The organism is Nitrospina gracilis Nb-211 (assembly GCF_021845525.1).
In the GTDB taxonomy this organism is placed as follows: Bacteria; Nitrospinota; Nitrospinia; order Nitrospinales; family Nitrospinaceae; genus Nitrospina; species Nitrospina gracilis_A.
The window spans coordinates 1,432,624-1,450,565 of record NZ_JAKJKD010000001.1 but is presented as its reverse complement, the minus strand read 5'-3'; the positions used below and the strand labels follow the sequence as shown (position 1 = coordinate 1,450,565).

21 protein-coding genes are annotated in these 17,942 nt (G+C 56.8%); 16 read left to right on the top strand and 5 right to left on the bottom strand.

All coding sequences use genetic code 11. From position 1 onward, the window contains the following. The first annotated feature begins 16 nt into the window (after window positions 1–16). From J2S31_RS06875 to J2S31_RS06865, 3 genes are read left to right on the top strand one after another with little or no spacing between them, the layout of a single operon-like run. Window positions 17–850 carry a motility protein A gene (locus J2S31_RS06875; RefSeq protein ID WP_237098341.1) on the top strand — a complete coding sequence of 278 codons (834 nt, stop codon included), beginning with the start codon at window positions 17–19 and terminating at the stop codon, window positions 848–850. Then, window positions 850–1,701, top strand: coding sequence for a pentapeptide repeat-containing protein (locus J2S31_RS06870; RefSeq protein ID WP_237098340.1), 852 nt, complete (start codon window positions 850–852; stop codon window positions 1,699–1,701). The genes J2S31_RS06875 and J2S31_RS06870 overlap by 1 nt, the downstream gene beginning before the upstream one ends. Window positions 1,702–1,757: 56 nt before the next feature. Continuing rightward, entirely contained in the window at window positions 1,758–2,102 is a 345-nt protein-coding gene (locus tag J2S31_RS06865; protein ID WP_237098339.1) for a DUF2784 family protein, read from the top strand. Window positions 2,103–2,123: 21 nt separating this feature from the next. On the opposite strand, the gene J2S31_RS06860 is transcribed toward J2S31_RS06865, so the two are convergent. Continuing rightward, on the bottom strand, window positions 2,124–3,008 hold the full coding sequence (locus J2S31_RS06860) for a formylglycine-generating enzyme family protein (RefSeq protein WP_237098338.1): 885 nt from the start codon (window positions 3,006–3,008) through the stop codon (window positions 2,124–2,126). Between the two features lie 58 nt (window positions 3,009–3,066). Beyond that, complete coding sequence (locus J2S31_RS06855) at window positions 3,067–3,366, bottom strand: hypothetical protein (RefSeq protein WP_237098337.1); 300 nt, start codon at window positions 3,364–3,366, stop codon at window positions 3,067–3,069. 312 nt (window positions 3,367–3,678) lie between these two features. Here J2S31_RS06855 and J2S31_RS06850 point away from each other — a divergent pair, with 312 nt between their 5' ends. Both J2S31_RS06850 and alr read left to right on the top strand, forming a co-directional pair. Further along, the gene (locus tag J2S31_RS06850; RefSeq protein WP_237098336.1) at window positions 3,679–4,158 is read left to right on the top strand and encodes an Lcl C-terminal domain-containing protein; all 480 of its coding nucleotides are present in this window, start codon (window positions 3,679–3,681) and stop codon (window positions 4,156–4,158) included. Window positions 4,159–4,217: 59 nt separating this feature from the next. Beyond that, window positions 4,218–5,366, top strand: a complete 1,149-nt coding sequence (gene alr, locus J2S31_RS06845; RefSeq protein ID WP_237098335.1) for an alanine racemase — start codon at window positions 4,218–4,220, stop codon at window positions 5,364–5,366. Between the two features lie 4 nt (window positions 5,367–5,370). On the opposite strand, the gene J2S31_RS06840 is transcribed toward alr, so the two are convergent. Then, on the bottom strand, window positions 5,371–6,300 hold the full coding sequence (locus tag J2S31_RS06840) for a dihydroorotate dehydrogenase (protein ID WP_237098334.1): 930 nt from the start codon (window positions 6,298–6,300) through the stop codon (window positions 5,371–5,373). 271 nt (window positions 6,301–6,571) lie between these two features. Between J2S31_RS06840 and J2S31_RS06835 the strand changes: the two genes are divergently transcribed. The 3 genes from J2S31_RS06835 to J2S31_RS06825 all read left to right on the top strand — a co-directional run bounded on the left by J2S31_RS06835 (window position 6,572) and on the right by J2S31_RS06825 (window position 9,296). After that, window positions 6,572–7,597 (top strand): SPOR domain-containing protein, encoded by a 1,026-nt coding sequence (locus J2S31_RS06835; protein ID WP_237098333.1) that lies wholly within the window; start codon window positions 6,572–6,574, stop codon window positions 7,595–7,597. Window positions 7,598–7,820: 223 nt separating this feature from the next. Beyond that, window positions 7,821–8,183 (top strand): hypothetical protein, encoded by a 363-nt coding sequence (locus J2S31_RS06830; RefSeq protein WP_237098332.1) that lies wholly within the window; start codon window positions 7,821–7,823, stop codon window positions 8,181–8,183. A 171-nt stretch (window positions 8,184–8,354) separates the two neighbouring features. Continuing rightward, window positions 8,355–9,296, top strand: a complete 942-nt coding sequence (locus J2S31_RS06825) for a calcium/sodium antiporter (RefSeq protein WP_237098331.1) — start codon at window positions 8,355–8,357, stop codon at window positions 9,294–9,296. A gap of 22 nt (window positions 9,297–9,318) precedes the next feature. Here J2S31_RS06825 and J2S31_RS06820 read toward each other — a convergent pair whose 3' ends face one another. Next, window positions 9,319–9,840: a bactofilin family protein gene (locus tag J2S31_RS06820; protein ID WP_237098330.1), complete on the bottom strand. Its 522-nt coding sequence runs from the start codon at window positions 9,838–9,840 to the stop codon at window positions 9,319–9,321. A 191-nt stretch (window positions 9,841–10,031) separates the two neighbouring features. On the opposite strand from J2S31_RS06820, the gene rph reads away from it, so the two are divergent. The 7 genes from rph (at window position 10,032) to J2S31_RS06785 (ending at window position 15,495) form a co-directional block, all read left to right on the top strand. After that, complete coding sequence (gene rph, locus J2S31_RS06815; protein WP_237098329.1) at window positions 10,032–10,757, top strand: ribonuclease PH; 726 nt, start codon at window positions 10,032–10,034, stop codon at window positions 10,755–10,757. Between the two features lie 173 nt (window positions 10,758–10,930). Further along, complete coding sequence (ilvN, locus tag J2S31_RS06810; protein ID WP_237098328.1) at window positions 10,931–11,419, top strand: acetolactate synthase small subunit; 489 nt, start codon at window positions 10,931–10,933, stop codon at window positions 11,417–11,419. Window positions 11,420–11,449: 30 nt separating this feature from the next. Continuing rightward, window positions 11,450–12,451, top strand: a complete 1,002-nt coding sequence (gene ilvC / locus J2S31_RS06805) for a ketol-acid reductoisomerase (RefSeq protein WP_237098327.1) — start codon at window positions 11,450–11,452, stop codon at window positions 12,449–12,451. 15 nt (window positions 12,452–12,466) lie between these two features. Further along, window positions 12,467–13,111, top strand: coding sequence for a phosphatidylserine decarboxylase family protein (locus J2S31_RS06800; protein ID WP_237098326.1), 645 nt, complete (start codon window positions 12,467–12,469; stop codon window positions 13,109–13,111). Beyond that, complete coding sequence (gene pssA / locus J2S31_RS06795) at window positions 13,108–13,866, top strand: CDP-diacylglycerol--serine O-phosphatidyltransferase (RefSeq protein WP_237098325.1); 759 nt, start codon at window positions 13,108–13,110, stop codon at window positions 13,864–13,866. Before J2S31_RS06800 ends, pssA begins: the two co-directional genes overlap by 4 nt. Window positions 13,867–13,919: 53 nt before the next feature. Continuing rightward, complete coding sequence (gene accD / locus J2S31_RS06790) at window positions 13,920–14,774, top strand: acetyl-CoA carboxylase, carboxyltransferase subunit beta (RefSeq protein WP_237098324.1); 855 nt, start codon at window positions 13,920–13,922, stop codon at window positions 14,772–14,774. 52 nt (window positions 14,775–14,826) lie between these two features. Further along, window positions 14,827–15,495 carry a J domain-containing protein gene (locus J2S31_RS06785; RefSeq protein WP_237098323.1) on the top strand — a complete coding sequence of 223 codons (669 nt, stop codon included), beginning with the start codon at window positions 14,827–14,829 and terminating at the stop codon, window positions 15,493–15,495. A 101-nt stretch (window positions 15,496–15,596) separates the two neighbouring features. Here J2S31_RS06785 and J2S31_RS06780 read toward each other — a convergent pair whose 3' ends face one another. Continuing rightward, window positions 15,597–16,544 carry a chlorite dismutase family protein gene (locus J2S31_RS06780; RefSeq protein ID WP_237098322.1) on the bottom strand — a complete coding sequence of 316 codons (948 nt, stop codon included), beginning with the start codon at window positions 16,542–16,544 and terminating at the stop codon, window positions 15,597–15,599. 181 nt (window positions 16,545–16,725) lie between these two features. Between J2S31_RS06780 and rocD the strand changes: the two genes are divergently transcribed. After that, on the top strand, window positions 16,726–17,928 hold the full coding sequence (gene rocD, locus J2S31_RS06775; protein WP_237098321.1) for an ornithine--oxo-acid transaminase: 1,203 nt from the start codon (window positions 16,726–16,728) through the stop codon (window positions 17,926–17,928). Window positions 17,929–17,942: the final 14 nt, after the last annotated feature.

The window sequence follows — 17,942 nt, the reverse complement described above, 5'->3', positions numbered from 1 at the left end:
TAGATACGCACGACACATGGCCATTGCCGTAAAAGAATCCGAATCCGAATCCTTATCCGGTCTGGAGTACGGAGGCAGGTACCAGTCCGAATCCCGCATCGATGTTGGAACCATTTTTGGAACCATGATCGGCGTGGGCCTCATCGTCTGGGCCATCATTCGTGGTGGCAACCCGGAAACGTTTTTGAATCTCAATGCGGTGCTGATCGTTTTTGGCGGCACCATCGCGACCTCGTTCATCGCCTATCCATCCGGAAAAATTCTCAGCCTGATACGCGTCATCATCAACGCCTATCGCCCGGACAACCAGGGACCCGCGGCCTATATAGAACAGATCATGCAACTGGCCACCAAATACCGGACGGGGGGCATCAAGCGTCTTAAAAACGAGGAAGAAAACGTGGAGAACCGGTTCCTGAGAGCCGGCATCGGCATGATCGTGGACGGGTACAATTCGCGCGAGATTCACGAAATCCTGGACCGCGAAATGAACTCGATGATCGAGCGCCACCAGAGAAGCCAGAAAATCCTGCAATTCATGGCGGTGCAGGCACCCATTTTCGGCATGGGGGGAACGCTGATCGGGCTGGTGCAGATGCTCATGCACATCGAGAATCCGGATACCATCGGCCCGTCCCTCGCCACCGCACTCATCACCACGTTTTATGGAATCATGCTGGCCAACCTGATCATCACTCCGGTGGTGGCCAAGCTCAGTCACCGGACCGAAAGCGAAACCCTGTTGTGCAGAATCATCCGCGTTGGCATCCTGGGGATTCATGACCGCACCAACCCCCAGAAAATCCGCCGCAACATGAATGCACTGCTCTCTCCGGAACAGCAACGATAATGTCCAACATCGATGAATTACTGAAATTGACGCTCGCCAGCAAATGCCAGGACGGCGTCAACTTCAGCCAGTACGATCTCAAGGGCATCAGCCTGAACGGCATCACCTTCATCTTCGGCGTGCTCAACGAAGTCAACCTGGAAAAATCCGAACTCATCGACCTCAATTTCAACCAGGCCACCCTCAATGACACCAATTTTTACAAGGCCCGCCTCAAGAATGTCGATTTCGGAAACGCCAACCTGAATAACGCCAATTTCGAGGAAGCCACCCTCGTCGATTGCGTATTCAAAAACGCGTCCGTGGAAAACGCCAACTTCACCATGGCCAACCTCAAAGGATGCATGTTCCGCGGCAGTAATCTGAACCACAGCAATTTTTCCGCAGGCAAACTTGAGAACTGTGACTTTTCCTTCGCGCGGATGATGTACAGCTACTGCCGCTCCGCGGAACTCAATTCCTGCAAGCTGAATGGAGTGAACGCCCGTGGCTCGGACTTCGGATTCGTCAAATTCCGCGAGGCGGATCTGAGAAGCGCGGTGTTCAAGTATGCGGACTTCAGCTCCACCACGTTTCGAGATTCCAAACTGTCCTTCGCCAATTTCATCGGTGCGGAAATGAAGGACGCCGTCTGCAAGGACAATGAAATGGAAGAGGTGAATCTGGAAGGCGCCGACCTCACCTACGCCAATTTCGAAAAATCCAATATGCGCAACGCTTTCCTGCTGGAGGCCAATCTGCATGGCACCAACTTCAGCCAGACCAACCTGAAGAACGCCTACCTCGTGGATGCCAACATCTCCAAAGCCCTGATGAAAGACGCGATGCTGGAGAACACCATCCTGGAATAGCCGCCTCCTTTGCATGCGGGCACGCCACACTCTTCGTCTTCGAATATAATTGGTGCATGGCGTATTACTTTCTGATCCTGCATTTCCTGTTCATCCTGTACATGGTGGTGGGGTTCATCGTGGGCCTGATCGTCAACCACCGCGGATTCCGCCTCGTGCATGCGGGCCTTTTGGGCTTCGTCACGGTGCTCATGATCCTGGGCATCCCCTGCCCGCTCACAGTGCTGGAAGAACATTATTCCACGGCGGATTACAAAGGATCGTTTCTCGCCACATGGCTCAACCGCATCATTTACATGGAATGGTTCGATCCCGGAGCGGTGTTCGTGGCGGACATCACCTTCGCCATGATCGTCTTCACTTCATTTATCTGGCGGCCTCCGCCGCCGCCCGGAAGATGAGGGTGGGAGACTGAAAACAGCTCAGCTTTCTTCAGCAGACACGAGGAAGGGACTCACGCAACGAAAGCCGACGTTGTCGAAAAAATCGTCGGGCTTCACTTCCGACCGGTGGAACACGTAACGGTACTCGTCCAGAAAGAAATGTCCGCCTTCCTGGAATCCGTTGCCGCGCAGAACCTTCAAGTCCGTTCCGAATTTTTTGAACTCAAAGTCACTGCCCGGATAAGGCAAATACCAGTTGAGCGTCCACTCCATCACATTGCCCGCCATGTCGAACGCCTGGAAGGGGCTGACGTCTTCAGGAAAACTGCCGACAGGCATCAGCTTGCGCGGGCCGTCGAGACCAATGTTGCTGATGCCTTTTTTGTAATCGTTGCCCCAAGGGTAGAGACGGCCGTCGGTGCCGCGCGCCGCCTTTTCCCACTGCGCCTCGGTGGGCAGGGATTTGCCGGCCCACATGGCGTAAGCCAGCGCTTCCCCCCAGGTGATGTTGGTCACCGGCAGGTCGCCCTGATCCGGCATGTACATGCCATTCACCCAGTGCGCGGGAAACTCGTGGTACTGCACCGACTCAATGAACTGCTTGTACTCGCGGTTGGTGACTTCATACTTGTCGATGTAAAAGGCGTCCAAGTGAACGGTGTGGCTGGGTTGCTGATCGCGGAACAGGGGTTTGACCGCGCCGATCTTGAGATGCTTCTTTTCCGGGTCGGTCATGTCCGTGCCCATGATGAATTCCCCGGCGGGCACCAGCACCATCTCCTTGCCATCCACCTCGGAGATGAGCCTCTCAGGCAGTGGCCCTCCCGCGGACACTCCACAATCGCAGTCCGCCGCACCACAGGCGGCCAGTCCCGGCAGGAAAAGGAGGGCCAGGCAAACGAATCGGAAAAAGCGGTCAAACATGAGAAAAGAAGCCGGGAAAGGTTTTTAAAAGGGGGTCGCGTGAGATGGTCAAAATAGATCAGATTTCGTCATCGTCATCGTCATCTTCCTCCTCTTCCACGCCGCTGATGGAAGCCTGAAGCTCTTCCTCCTCCGCCTGCGTCATCAGTTCCTGGATGTCCTGAAACCCTGACGCCAGCCGCTGGATGTTGATGAGCAGGTTCACCAGCTCGCCGTCTTCCATCTCCTTGATGCCGGCCACCAGCGCGCCCCGTTCATCGTCGCCGTACTGCTCGTCAAACCGATCGAAGCAGGAGAGGATCTTGTCCTTGCAATGAATCAAGTCATAAAAGAAAGTCTGCACTTCGATTTTTGCCATGACGGTGGTTCCATCCCTTTCAATATCTACATATAACAACCCACTCGTGTGTGAGTGCATACCGGTTTTTGAATTCCTGAGGCCACAAAATAGCACAAAATCCAATAGCATCGGCAACGGATTTTGCCGCCGGCACGCCCCACGGAAAAATGCGATACCATGCCGGCGGCCGCGTCCAAACCGGAATTATTTAAAATGAGTTGCGCCATTGAAAACATTGATATTAATATATTAAGGCAAATTTCGGAACCCGCCGGACGGGTTCCTTTCCGACAACAGCCTGAAACTCAAGCAATTGGAACGAGGATCACCGTGGCAGAAGGAGAACGCTTTGTGGACAACGGTGACGGCACCGTCACCGACACCAAATACAAAATGATGTGGTTGAAAGAAGACTACTACCAGCGAAAAGGAAAGTGGTGCAGTTGGGCGGGTGCCAACAAGTACGTCAAGCTGATGAACGAAAAACAGTTTGCAGGCTACACCGACTGGCGCCTGCCCAAAAGCCAGGATTGCCGCAACCTTTACGACCACGAGTCCAAAAACTACGACTTCAACGACGACATCGTTCACATCGACTACATTTTCCCGGAAGGATGCGGCTTCACCTACTGGTGCCAGGAAGAAAGCGGACACAACGCCATGGCCTACAATTTTTACAGCGACCGGGGCTACCAGATCCGCAAAACAGCGAAGGAAGACTCCTTCATGTCCTGCCGCCCGTGCCGGCCCACCGGCAAGGCCAAAGTGGCGAAACGCGTTTCGACCACCGGCCGAACCCGAAGGGAATGATTCGACGGTCACGCACCGTTCACCTTTAACCGGAGTTCACCATTCCAAACTCACTAGACATGCCTGCGGCCAACGGACTGGGCCTGCACCGCTCCACCAGGGCGGAAATCGATCTGGATGCATTCCGCTTCAACACCCGGGCTTTGCGCAACTGCCTGAATCCCGGGGTGCGCCTGATGGCGGTGGTCAAGGCCGACGCCTACGGCCACGGGGCTCAACCCTGCGCCGAGGCGGCTCTCTCCGCCGGAGCCGACATGCTGGGCGTCGGCATCCTCGCCGAAGGCATCGAGCTTCGCCACTGCGGCATCGACGCGCCCATTCATGTGTTGATCGGTATTTTGCCCGATGAGATCGACGACCTGCTCCGCTACAACCTGTCCACCACGCTGTGCTCGGAACCGCTGGCGGAAGCCATCGCCAAAAAAGCGGCGGCGCACAACCGACGTGCCGACGTCCACATCAAAGTGGACACGGGCATGGGACGCCTCGGCATCGACTGGGAGGAGTTGCCGGCGTATCTCGAATTCCTGTACGGCCTCAAAACACTCAACGTCGCCTCCGTGTTCACCCATCTGTCTTCCGCGGATGAAGACGCGGACTACACCCAACTCCAACTGCAACGCATGCGGGAGACCATCGACCTGCTGGAACGGAAAAACCTGCCCTGCCCTCCGGTTCACTGCGCCAACAGCGCCGGCCTGCTCAACTTTGCCGATAGCCAATACAACATGGTGCGGCTGGGCATCGCGCTGTACGGAGTGGTTCCGCCCGCGCCACAGGGCCACGCACCAAGACATACTCCGGAACTGAAGCCGGTGATGCACTGGAAAACGCGGGTGCTCCGCATCAATGCCCTGCCTGCGCATTCATACCTGAGTTACGGCCGCCGTTTCATCACCCGCCGCGACAGCCGCATCGCCGTCCTGCCGGTGGGTTACGCCGACGGCCTGAACCGTGCGTTGTCGGGAAACATGGAAGTGCTCATCGGCGGCCGACGTGCGCCGCAGGTGGGGACCATCTGCATGGATACGTGCATGGTGGATGCCACCGACCTGCCGGAGGTGCGGGAAGGCGAAGAGGTGGTGCTGTTCGGGAAACAGGGGAATGAAGTCATCACGGTGGAGGAACTCTCCGCCCGCTACAACACCATTCCTTACGAAACCCTGTGCGGCGTCGGCAAGCGCGTGCCGCGCGTGTACCTGCCCTGACCCGTCACTTTTTCCAGGCGCGGCCGCGGAGCGACTCAATCCGGTCGATGCCGTGTTCGCGGCACCAGTCGGTCAACCCGTCCAGGATTTTCATGGTGGCGCGGGGATCGAAGAAGTTCGCCGTGCCCACCTGAATGGCGGAGGCCCCCGCCAGAATGTATTCGATGGCGTCTTCCGCCGTACGGATGCCGCCCAGCCCGATCACCGGAATCGTCACCGCCTGCGACGTCTGGTACACCATGTTGAGCGCAATGGGTTTGATGGCGGGACCCGACAGCCCGCCGGTGCCGTTGCCGTTTCCCAGGTAAGGCCGCGCCGTCTCCGCATCCAACACCATGCCGACGTAGGTGTTGACCAGAGACACCGCATTCGCTCCCGCCGCCTCCGCCGCCTTGGCGGTCTGGGTGATGTCGGTGACGTTGGGAGACAGCTTGACGATCAGAAACTTGTCCGTGGCACGGCGCGCGGCGCCCACCACCTTCTCCACGGTTTTGGGATCGGCGCTGAACTGCACCCCGCCCTCTTCCACGTTCGGGCACGAAATGTTCATCTCCAGCGCATCCACCCGTTCCAGTAGAGACAGGGCGTGCGCCATCTCCTCGTATTCCGCCACCGTGTCGCCAAAGAAGTTGCAGATCACGCGGCAGTTGTACATTTGCAGGTGCGGCAGTTTTTCATCGCGGAAGCGGTCGAAGCCGACGTTTTCCAGGCCGATGGAATTGAGCATGCCCGCCGCCGTTTCGACCACACGCGGTGCGGGGTTGCCGATACGCGGTTTCAGCGAGAGTCCCTTGGTACAAAATCCGCCGATGCGGTTGAGGTCCACGAACGGGGTGAACTCCAGTCCGTATCCAAACGTGCCGGATGCCCCCAGCACCGGATTGGCCAGCGAAAATGTGCCCAGATTGACAGAAAGATCGACCGCGGAACCCATAAGATGATTACTTAAAATTTGTTTAAATAAGGGGTCGCCAGAAATGAAAAAACGTGTTATTTTTCAATCAGTTTTGCTTGACAGGCCAAAAAATGCAATATATACTTTCTTTTGATTTTAAAGGGGATGTGTCTGCCGCATCCGTTTCCGGCTCCAAAGCATTTTCTACACTAGCAGATTTACCGGATGTTCGCACGGATTTACTCTTTCCCTTCACCCGGCCCCGCATCCCCATTCGTCCACGTTCATTCCATTTGGAACGGAAAGAATCATGTCCCGACCCAGTTTGTTTGCCGAACCAAAACAGACCGAAAACGCCGACAAAAAATTCCTCAAACGCATCGACGAACTCATCGATGAATCGGAAATCGAGGCCATGGCTGAAATAGATAAGCAGATCCGTTACAAGAACGCCAAGTTTGCATTGATCGCCCTGATCGCCATCGCGCTGGCGGCCCTGCTCTACCTCGGGGTGGAAAATCAGTCCCTGCCCGGCTTGCCCGGTATGGACCAGACCGCGAAGGTGGAACCGCAACCGGCCCCGGGACCGGAAACCGCCCCCATTGGGGACCCAACCGTCCCGGCGGACCAGATGAAAGAAACGCCGGCGCCCGAAACCACCGCGAAGGAAAAAACCGCACCCACGCTGAACGAAGTGGAAAACCAGGCGGTCACGGCAATCAGCGAAGCATTGAACACTCTTGATGAATCACCGTCCGCCACAGATCCAGTCAACGAAATGCCGCAGGAGAAAGCGCCGGTCAAAGAAAAGCCGGTCGTTAAACAAGCCAAAGCGGAAGTGAAATCGAACGGACTGCCGGTCAATCCCCCGGCGGGTGACTATTTCGTTCAGGTCGGCGCGTTTTCCGTCAAATCCAACGCCGACCGCATGCTGAAAAAGTTAAAGGGAGCCGGACTTCCGACCAACGTCAGCCAGATCGAGAGCATGTCCTCCATGCACACGCTGCTGATCGGCGGGTTTTCGTCCCCAGATAGCGCTCAGTTCCTCATGAAAGAACTCAAGAGCAAGGGGCATACCCCGGACTTGATCCCGGCCCAGGACGGCAACTATGCCATCATGCTGGACAAGACCCGTTCGTTGAAACAGGCGGAAGCCATAAAGGAAAAGCTGGCAGAACAGGGAATCTTCACCCAGATCGAAAAAAGGAGTGTGAGCACGCCGATCCATGTGATCCGCGTCGGCGGCTTTGCATCCAAAGACCTGGCCGCCCGTTACCAGAAGGAAATCGCAAAACTGGGTTATCCCAAAACGCTGGTGCGCAAGATCACACAATAATCCATCGCCCCTTCACCGGGGTTCCTCCGCTTGTTTGAAACCTTTCAGAAAGATTCAGTCCGCTGAATTTTTCTGAAAGGTTTTTTTATTCCCACCGACTCACCACTGAAATTAAGGCTTCCTTTCGGGAAGGCAAAAACCCTAATCTAATGCCGAAGGGAACTCTACCCCCAGGGTTCGGTTCCCGTTACCCAACCTGAATGCCTGTTATCCGGAGACATCCATGAAAAAAATCATACCCGTTCTGACGGCGGCGCTTCTGATCTGGTCCATTCCCTTTTTCGCGATTTCCCATGAAGGCGCACACGATCACGAGAAAAAGGACACGCGCAAGATGGAATCCCAACACAACATGTTTGAAGAAGGCAGTGGTTCCTCCGTATTGTCGGAGCCCGGCCCTGAGTACGGCCACGAATACAAAGATGAAAGTCGCCCCGACTCCATGAAATCCGGCCACATGGACGAAGGCAGCAGCGGCATGATGGACCACCGGACCGCGCCGCAACGCACCGACCACGAAGAAGGATCGGGCATGAAATCGACGGATCACGAGCCCCATACGGAACGGTCCGGCCACGCACACTGAGCTCTTGGGTCCCTCCCCCCGTGACCCAGAAAAGCCGGGGCTTTCCTCCTCTTAGCCCCGGCTTTTCACCACTTTCCTCATTTTTATTTTCTTTGCCCGGCGAACCTGATATCTTCGGTATTCGACTTACCGCCACGCAAAAAATAACTTCCAACCCAGCGCACACCCTTCATGTTTCTGGATATCATCTTCATACTGGGAGGCCTGCTTCTTCTGTATTACGGAGGAGAGCTGCTGATCGGCGGATGCCTGCGCATTGCCCAGCATTACCGGGTCAGCCCCTTCGTCATTGGCGCCACGGTGATGGGCTTTGGCACCTCCGCGCCGGAGTTGGCGGTCAGCCTGCTGGCGGCGCTGGAAGGTTCGCCGGAAGTGGCCATGGGCAACGTGGTCGGGAGCAATGTCGCCAACGTTGGGCTGGTACTGGGCCTCACCGCCCTGCTGGTCCCGGTTACCATCGACAAGGTTCGCTTCCGCCTGGAAACCCCGCCCCTCCTCATCGCTTCCTTTCTGCTGATTCTTTTTGTCTGGGACCAGAAACTGGTTCGATGGGAGGGATTGCTGTTTCTGCTTGGAATCGGATGGTACATCCTCCGCGCGTTGAAAGATGAAGAGGACTCGCTCCTCCAGTTTGAAGACGAGCTGAAATGGTTCCGCGGCAAACCGATCGCGTTTCAGTTTATTTTGATCGTGATGGGCCTGCTCCTGTTGGTGGCAGGGGCGCGGGGAATGGTGCTTGGCGGAGTCAACCTGGCGCGCAACTTCGGTATCAGCGAGTGGTTCATCGGCATCACCATCATCGCCGTCGGCACCAGCCTGCCGGAAATCGTTTCCTCCACCATGTCCGCATTGCGCGGCCACGGGGAAATGGCGCTGGGCAACGTGTTCGGCAGTAACATCTTCAACATCTTCATGGTGCTGGGAGCGACCGCGTCGATCGACGAACTCAAGATTCAGGAACCGATTCAGGCGGACCTCATTTTCACCACCGCCCTCACCTGCATGCTTCTCATCATGATCAACATGAAGCACCGCCTGCAAAAAGGCGGAGGGGTGCTGTTGCTGGCATGCTACGCGTTTTATGTCAGCGCCAAGGGATTGAATCTCTTTTGAACCGGCTGGCGGGGGCCGGTCATTAACCCGAAAACAACTGGCGGAAGAAATTACCGACGCCGGAGGCGGAAGGATCTTTAGGTTTGTCCTTATTGTTTGCCTTGTTACCGGCGGCGGTATCGGATGCGGGTTTTCCCGCTGGTGCGGGCTTGGCCTGGGTGCCGTTTTTCGGAGCCGCGGGTTTGGCGGTCAATTCCGGTTCCGACGTTTCCGGTTTCGGCTGGTAGGTGGGTTTTGACAGCATTTTGCAACGTCCGTCAAACACCGATCCCTCCTCCACGACCAACTGAAACGCCGAAATGTCTCCGGTCAGATGGCTTTTCTCCACCAGAACCACTTTGTTGCCAGCGGAGACATCGCCCTGAATGGTGCCCCGGTTGGTCAGGTACCCGGCTTGAACGTTGCCCAGGATGTTGCCCGATTCACCGACAATCAGATGATCGGCGGCGAACACCTCGCCTTCCACGCGGCCTTCCACCAGCACCACGCCCTTGACGTGCAAAACGCCCTTCAAAGTGACACCTTTTTGAATGAATGAATCCATTCATGCTTCCTTTCATAGGGTTCCTGCCAAACGAAATTCAGTATAACTGTTTAAAAATTAAAAGGTTAGTGATTTTTTGCGGAATGGGGACCGACAAGCCGCCTCAGCGTTGCTAAAATGCGAAATTCCTGATATTTTACCCCTTCTATTTTTTTCGGCCCATCCCCGATTCCAGCCCAACGGAGAACTACATGAAGCGAAACGACGGACGCACGCCCACCCAAATGAGACCGGTGAGCATCAAAAAGAATTTCATCAAGCACGCCGAGGGCTCCGTCCTCATCACCGTAGGTGAAACGAAAGTGATCTGCACCGCGAGTGTGGAAGAAAAAGTGCCGCCGTTTCTGCGTGACCAGGGCCAGGGCTGGATTACGGCGGAATATTCGATGCTCCCCCGCTCCACCCACACCCGCACCCAGCGCGAGGCTTCACGCGGCAAGCTGAGCGGCCGCACCATGGAAATCCAGCGGCTAATCGGGCGCTCCCTGCGCACCGTGGTGGATCTGGAAAACTTGGGCGAACGCACCATCTGGGTGGACTGTGACGTGATCCAGGCCGACGGCGGCACGCGCACGGCGTCCATCACCGGCGCCTTCGTGGCGGTCTGTCTGGCCCTCAAGCACCTGCATAAAAACAAGCAGATCGACTTCATCCCGGTCAAGGATTTTGTCGCCGCCACCAGCGTCGGCATGCTGGACGGGGACAAATTGCTGGACCTGGATTACAGTGAGGATTCCACGGCGAGCGTGGACTTCAACGTGGTCAAAACGGGCAACGGAAACTTCATCGAAATCCAGGGCACTGCCGAGCGCGACCCATTTTCCGACAAAGACATGCAGGAAATGCTGGTGCTGGCGGGCAAAGGCATCCAGGATCTCATCGACCTCCAGCAGAAAACCATCGGCAAGCTGGACTGAAGGAACCGGCTGGGGCCCGCACCCGCGATTCTCCCGGTGCCCCTGTTTCGGAAAAGATTCACAAGGCCAAACTTTACAATTATATAGAAATAACCAACCGATTTTGCTACCATATGCTCCCGATTACCCTGAACACCATACCCAAACCAACTAATTCCGAACCTGGGAATCTAATGCAACATACCATTTCAGTCCTCGTGAACAACAAGTTCGGCGTGCTCTCGCGCATTTCCGGATTGTTCAGCGGCCGCGGCTTCAACATCGAAAGCCTCAACGTGGCGGAAACCAGCGAACCGAACATCTCGCGCATGACCATCGTCACCCGCGGAGACGACAAAAAAATCGAACAGATCACCAAACAGCTCAACAAGCTGGTGGACATCATCAAGGTGGTGGATCTGACCGAGGAAAGCTTCATCGACCGGGAAATGTTGCTGATCAAGATGAACGCCGAGCCGAAGAACCGCGAAGAAATTCTGCGCATCGTGGAAATCTTCCGCGCCAAAGTGGTGGACGTGAGCCCGGCGACCTACACCATCGAGATCACCGGCGACGAAGGCAAACTGCGCGGCTTTCTGGAGCTGTTGCGTCCTTTGGGTATCAAGGAAATGGTGCGGTCCGGACGCATCGCCATGGGTCGCGGAATGCGGTCGATCAACTGAAAACAAATTCGAAGCGAATAGGAGAGAGTCTTGTCCAAGATTTATTACAACAAAGATGCTGATATCAAGAACATAAAGAACAAGACCGTCGCCATCATCGGTTACGGCAGTCAGGGGCACGCCCACGCCCGTAACCTGCACGACAGCGGCATCAAGGTGGTGGTTGGCCTGCGCAAGGAAAGCCGCTTCTGGGACCGCGCCAAAAAAGACGGACTGAAAGTAATGACCGTGCCGGAAGCCTCCAAGGCCGCGGACATCATCATGATCCTCGTGCCGGACGACAAACAGCGCGCCCTGTACGACCATGAAATCCTGCCGCACCTGAAAAAAGGCAACGCCCTCGCCTTCGGTCACGGCTTCAACATCCACTTCGGGCAGGTGGTGCCGCCAGACTTTGTCGACGTATTCATGATCGCGCCGAAAGGGCCGGGTCACCTGGTGCGCCGCACCTTCGAGCAGGGTGCCGGGGTGCCGTGTCTCATGGCCATCCAACAGGACGTCACCAAGAACGCCCGGAAGATCGCCCTCGCCTACGCCAAGGGCATCGGCGGCACCCGTGCCGGCGTACTGGAAACCAGCTTCCGTGAAGAGACGGAAACCGACCTGTTCGGCGAACAGGTGGTGCTGTGCGGCGGCGTAACGGAACTCATCCGCGCCGGATTCGACACCCTGGTCGAGGCGGGTTACAACCCGGACCTCGCCTACTTCGAATGCCTGCACGAGCTGAAACTGATCGTCGATCTGATTTATGAAGGCGGCATCGGCAACATGCGGTACTCTATCAGCACCACGGCGGCGTACGGAGACGTGACGCGCGGTCCGCGTGTCATCACCGACGAGACGCGCAAGGAGATGAAAAAGATTCTGGGCGAAATCCAGAGCGGCCAGTTCGCCAAGGAATTCATCCTCGAAAACCAGGCCAACCGCCCGGTGTACAACGCCTTGCTTAAAAAAGACGCGGACCATATGATAGAAGAAGTCGGCGGACGCCTGCGTGGCATGATGCCGTTCGTCGGCAAAAAGCTCGACTGACCGGGCGGAGACACCATGCGCATTCCTATCGTCGCGGACGGTTTCCGCTTCATCATCCCGCTGGCCTTGGTCACCGCCGTGTTCGCGGCACTGTCCATGCACTGGGGCACGTTGCTGTTCGGGCTGGCCCTGTTGTTCTGTCTCAACTTTTTCCGCGATCCGGAGCGGACCATCCCGCAGAAGGAGAACGTGGTGGTCTCTCCCGCCGACGGCAAGGTCGTGGAAATTGCGGAAGACACCGACCCGCTGTTGAAAGAACCGATGACGCGGGTCAGCATCTTTTTGAACGTGTTCAACGTACACGTCAACCGCGTGCCCGTCGCCGGGCGCGTGGAGGCGGTGCGCTACAATAAAGGACGTTTTCTGAACGCGGCCAGCCACAAGGCCTCTGCGGAGAACGAGCAGAACGCCTTGCTCATCGACACCGGCCGCGAACAGGTATTGATGAAACAGATCGCCGGATTGATCGCCCGCAGAATTGTGTGCTGGGCGAAGGAAGGCGATCATTACGAACTCGGTCAACGCATGGGGTTGATCCGGTTCGGCTCACGCACCGACCTGTTTTTGCCGAAGACCAGCAGAATCGAGGTCAAGGTCGGCGACAAAGTGAGTGGAGGCAGTTCCATCATCGGATTTCTGGACCCCGGAAACTCGTCATGATCAAACCGCCAGAAAAACTGAAAAAAGGCATTTATATCCTCCCCAGCCTGTTCACCACGGGTAATGTCTTTTGCGGGTTTTATGCCTTGATTGCCGCCTTGAGTGAGCAGTATTTCCAGGGCGCCGTGGCGATTGGCCTCGCCATCGTCTTCGACATCCTCGACGGACGTGTGGCGCGCCTCACCAAAACCACCAGTTCCTTTGGGTTCGAATACGATTCCCTGGCGGACGTGATCTCGTTCGGCATGGCTCCCGCCCTGCTGGCTTACAGTTGGGTCCTGCAACCGTTCGGGCGGCTGGGATGGATGGCGGCATTTCTGTTTCTCTTGTGCGGTGCGTTGCGGCTGGCCCGGTTCAACGTCACCGAGCCGGACCCGGCCAGCGACAATTTCATCGGGCTCGCCATTCCTGCGGCGGCGGCCATGATCGCCTCCATCATCATCGCATTTGAAGATCTGTTCGCCACGCGGCTCAATCCCATGATCATGGTCGGCGTGGTGTACCTGCTGGCGTTTCTCATGGTCAGCAACATCCGTTACCCGGCATTCAAAAAGCTGGCGTTCAAAAAACGCGTGACGTTCACGCGGTTCTTGTTTGTCGTGCTGTTCGTGTACGCAGTGGCGACGATTCCCAAGATCGCATTTTTCGTCCTGAGTTTCCTTTACGTGATGTCGGGTCCTGCGATCTGGCTCACGGGTCTGGCGCGAAAACTCGGTTCGCAGGAATCGCGGGAGATTCCTCACCACAAGGAATGACCGTACCGCCCTTTTCTTCAACCAACACTCATTGAGATACTCTGGCATTCATTATGGCCTGGTTCGATAAATTCCCCGGTGTGGGCCGCAAGCTCCCCAAGACCAAAGAAGCGTGGGTGGAGTGCCGGTCCTGCAAAGAGCAGATTTACCAGATCGACCTGATCGACAACCTGCACGTGTGTCCGAAGTGCGATTATCACTTTCGCATGACGTATGCCGACCGCATTCAGCTTCTGGTGAACCCCGGCACATTTGAAGAAAAGGACGCCAACCTCATCTCCGGCGACCCCATCCGCTTCAAGGACAAGAAGCGTTACAAGGACCGTGTCAAAAGCCTGCTCAAGGTGCGCAACAGCACGGACTCCGTGGTCTGCGGCGCCGGCCAGTTGGAAGACCATCAAGTCGAGCTGTGCGTGTTCGATTTCGAGTTTCTCGGCGGGAGCATGGGATCGGTGGTCGGCGAGAAAATCACCCGCGCCATCGAACGCGCGCGGGCGGATAAGTCGGCTCTCGTCATCGTCAGTTGTTCCGGCGGCGCGCGCATGCAGGAAGGTATTTTTTCGCTGATGCAGATGGCCAAGACGTCCTCCGCCCTCAAAACCCTTGCGGACGAGGGCGTGCCCTATATCTCGGTGTTGACCGACCCGACGATGGGCGGCGTCTCCGCCAGTTTCGCCATGCTGGGCGACGCCATTCTGGCCGAGCCGGGGGCGCTGGTGGGGTTTGCGGGACCGCGCGTTATCGAACAGACCATCAAACAGAAACTGCCGGAAGGCTTTCAGCGCGCGGAATTCCTGCTGGATCACGGCCTCATCGACCAGGTGGTGCACCGCAAGAACCTGAAACGGCGCATCTCCAACCTGCTGTCCCTGTTCAAAAACACCCCTATCGTTGCCCAGCCGAGTTGAATTATAATGATAAGTCGATTCACCTCGCCACGGATGGAAGTGAGTTCGGCTTATGATACGGTATTACAAAATACTCGGCGTCTCGTCCCGGGCCAGCCTGACGGAAATCAAAAAGGCTTATAAGGAACAGGTCAAGAAGTGGCACCCGGACCGTTTTCCCAACGCCGACGAGTCCGCCCAGAAAAAAGCCCACGACCTGTTTTCCGCCATCACCGAAGCGTACCAGAAGCTGGTGGACCTGCACACCCAGCGCCACCAGGGGTATTACGAAGAGGACCGGTTCAACGGATTCCAACGGCCGTTCAATCCTGATTTCGGCCGGGGCTCCCAGCCGCCGCCCGGCGTGCGCGCGGAAACCGACATTCCCGGATACTTCATCCAGACGTTCAACAACGGCGACCGCTACGAGGGTCAATTTTACAATGGCATGATGCACGGCATGGGCCATTACGTACGCGCCAATGGCGACGTGTACACGGGGCAGTTCCGCTTCAACAAGGCACACGGCAACGGCAAAATGACCTTCGCCAACGGCGACACGTATACCGGCGAGTTCATGGAGGACGCCATGTGCGGCAGAGGCACGTACATCTATGCCAATGGTGACCGCTACGTCGGCCGCTTCCAGGACGACATGCCGCACGGCGAGGGGGTGCTCATCTCCAACGGGCGGGCCTTCGGCGGCCAATGGGAATTCGGGCAACTGCGGGCCGAGGGGTGATCTAAAAACCGCCCGTCCTCGTTTGCACCAAATAAAAAAGCCGCTCCACATCGGAGCGGCTTTTTTTGTTGCCTGGTGAATTTATTTTGCGGATGCGGGACTCAGATACCCAGCGTTTCCACCGCATCGCGAATGGACATCGCCGTGCAGGAGAAGATGGGCGTGTCTTTTTCCGTGTAGCGGCTGCCTTCCGTCTCGCGCAGGTCCATGACCAGATCGAGGAAATCGTCCGGGTAATCCGTCTCGAACGCGACGACGAAATCGTAATCGTCGAGGCCGAAGCAGTACGTGGTGTTCAGCTTCACCGACGGATACTGGTTGCCGACGTAAATGTGTTCGTCCATGATGCCCTGCCGCGCGTACTTGGAGAGCAGGTACCATTCGCGTTTCTTGGTGAACGGATAAATGAACAGGTACTTCGCCTTGCCGGGGATAATGTGTGTCCGGTCTTCTTCGTGCTCCGGGTTGAACAGGTCCATGTACATCGACCGCTTCGTCTGCGAAAAGTACGAATACGTGGTGTCGAGGTACTTGCCCAGCTTGGTGCGCAACATGGCGGTGGTCATCCTCTGGAAGTTTTCCATCTCGTACGAAATCCGCCACAGCATGATTTCCGAATCACAGCGGACGCCCACGGTGGAATAGGCCAGCACGATCGTGCCTTCCTGCGCGTCGTAATCTTCCAGCACATTGATGAACTCTTCCTTCGCCGCGTCGATCTCTGCCTGCGGCAGACGGCGGAACGCCGAGTCGAGCTTGTAAAAAGCGAAGTTGACGTACTGGCGTCGGGCTCCGGGCTGTGCTTCCCGGGCTTTCCGCTCGGCTTCCATTTTGGCAATCGCTTCGCCTTCGCGCTCCTGCCGGGCCCGGGAAACCACTTCGTCGTCAATCAGTTCTATATCTTTATCCCGGGCGTATTGTTCGATCCCACGGACCACGCTTTTCCGTACGAAAAAGGGCACATTCAACATCCGGGCTTTGGCATCTTCGGTCCAGTTCAGGCTCGTTTCCGGCATTAATTGTTCCAGCTCTTTGTCATCGATTGCCATAGCTCAACCTCTTTCCTAGGTTGTTAAAGTTTGCCAAATTATACAATAATCAAAACAGGGATCAAGGGCCGGAACCGAATGAATCCGGAGAACCCCCGCTCGGCATGTCTGTTCTTGGTTTGGTCGGGTCCCATGATAAACTGGGACAAATTGAATTTCAACACGAAATGCGCCTAACTCTATGAAAACTCAAGATTTTATCCAGCTCGAAAACCGATACGGGGCCAGAAATTACAACCCTCTCGATGTGGTGTTGAACCGTGGCGAGGGCATCTGGGTGTGGGATGTGGAAGGCAACCGCTACATGGACTGCCTGGCCGCCTATTCCGCCGTCAATCAGGGCCACTGCCACCCGAAGATTCTCGAGGCGATGATCGACCAGGCCCGCAAGCTGACGCTCGTCTCCCGCGCTTTCCGCAACGACCAGTTGGGGCCGTTTTACGATGAAATCTGTTCGCTCACCCGCTCCCACTCCGTCCTCCCCATGAACAGCGGCGCCGAGGCGGTGGAGTCGGCCATCAAGGCCGTCCGCAAGTGGGGTTACGAGGTGAAAGGCGTGCCGGAAGGCCAGGCGGAGATCATCGTCTGCATCAACAATTTCCACGGGCGCACACTGACCATTGTCGGCTTCAGCTCAGAGGAACAGTACCGCCGGGGCTACGCCCCGTTTACACCGGGTTTCAAACTGATCCCGTTCGGCGACGCCGAGGCGCTGGAGCGGGCCATCACCCCGAACACCGTCGGGTTTCTGGTCGAGCCCATCCAGGGCGAAGGCGGCGTCATCATCCCCCCCGGCGGCTATCTGCAAGCCGCGCGCGAATTGTGCGACCGGCACAACGTCATGCTCATCCTCGATGAGATCCAGACGGGACTCGGCCGGACGGGCAAATTGTTCGCCGAGGAGCACGAAGGCATCGAGGCCGACCTCACCCTCGTCGGCAAGGCGCTCTCCGGCGGGTTCTATCCCATCTCCGCCGTCTTGAGCAACCGCGAGGTGCTGGGCGTGTTCAAACCCGGCGATCACGGAAGCACTTTCGGCGGCAATCCGCTGGCCTGCGCCGTAGCGCGCGCCGCGCTCAAGGTGCTGGTCGAGGAAAACCTGATCGACAACGCCGCGCGCGTGGGCGGTTATGCGCTGGAGAAACTGCGCGCCATCGACTCGCCGCACGTGAAGGAAGTGCGCGGGCGCGGCCTGATGATCGGCATCGAACTCAAACCATCGGCCGGAGGAGCGCGTCGTTTCTGTGAGGCGTTGGCGCAACGGGGTGTGCTGTGCAAGGAAACGCACGAGAACGTGTTGCGCATCGCGCCGCCTTTGGTCATTCAAAAAGAAGAAATCGATTGGGCGCTCGAGCGCATCCAACAGGTATTGACGGAATTGTGATCCCTTCACTTTAT